This is a genomic window from Micromonospora sp. DSM 43699 (genome assembly GCF_055517075.1).
Map to the genome: position 1 here is coordinate 1 of NZ_JBTMMT010000157.1, position 945 is coordinate 945.

The following is a 945-nucleotide window of genomic DNA, read 5'->3' on the forward strand; positions in this document are numbered from 1 at the left end:
GCTTCCGCGACGTCGACACCACCGAAGTACGTGCCGGTGGTGAAGGTGAGCGCCCGATCGGGCTGACTCCAGTCGACCCCCGCGAGGTGCCACGCGAGCCGGTTCTCCAGCAACCGGGGTTGCTCGACGTCGCGCAGCGCGAGGCTGTAGCGCTGATGGCGCCGCCCGTCCGACGCCAACGGCCGTACACCGGCCGATACGTCCTCGGTGCCGGTGACGATCGGCGCGGTTCCTTCCGGCGCGAGTCCGATGCCGAACTGCGCCAACTCGATCGGGGTCGACGGCAGCCATTCCGGCGGCGCGATGAGACCGGTGTCGCCTACTCGATCCGTCGCGTCATAGAGGCGGGCTGCCTCCCTGGCGAGCTGTACCCGGTGGGTGTTCAGCTTCCGTCGGACGGCCCGCCACTCCTGCTGGCTCTCCTCGGCATGCGGGTGAGACTCGGAATCCTGGTAGATCGCGAAACCTCCGGAGTCGTTCTCAGGACTGTCGCGTTGCTGCGGCGTGACGCGCTGCCGGGTAAGGCCGAGATCCTGCACGGAGACGCCGAAGTGCTCGGCAAGGAGCTGCCGGTACAGCGCCGACGGGAACGTGATACCCCGCTCCCACCTGCTCACCTGGTTGGCGGTGACGGCCAGTCTCTTGCCCCGCGCCGTCCCGAGGTGGTTCAGCCCGTTCGCCACGTCCTGTTGAGTCTCGCCGGCAGCATCACGAAGGTTGTAGAGCGCGAGATTCGGGTTTGCATCCCTGGCGCGAGCAGGCAAAACGGCCTCCCTTGCTGGCGTAGGCATCGACCCATGCACACCCGTGCCTAGCCAGTGCCTAGTGAACTGCGTCTACCCGGCTGGCGAACGGCGTTCGGGTGCGCGTCCAGAACTGGTGTCCTTGTCGCCATGACCGACATCGACCCCGATCCGCTCGACGGCATCCGCGAGCCGCCGCACC

1 protein-coding gene is annotated in these 945 nt (G+C 67.7%); it reads right to left on the reverse strand.

Features of this window, described 5'->3' with window-relative positions:
* The coding region (locus AC0AIB_RS31010; protein ID WP_465098048.1) for a helix-turn-helix domain-containing protein at nt 1-764 on the reverse strand (764 nt) is incomplete at its 3' end.
* Between the last annotated feature and the right edge of the window lie 181 nt (nt 765-945).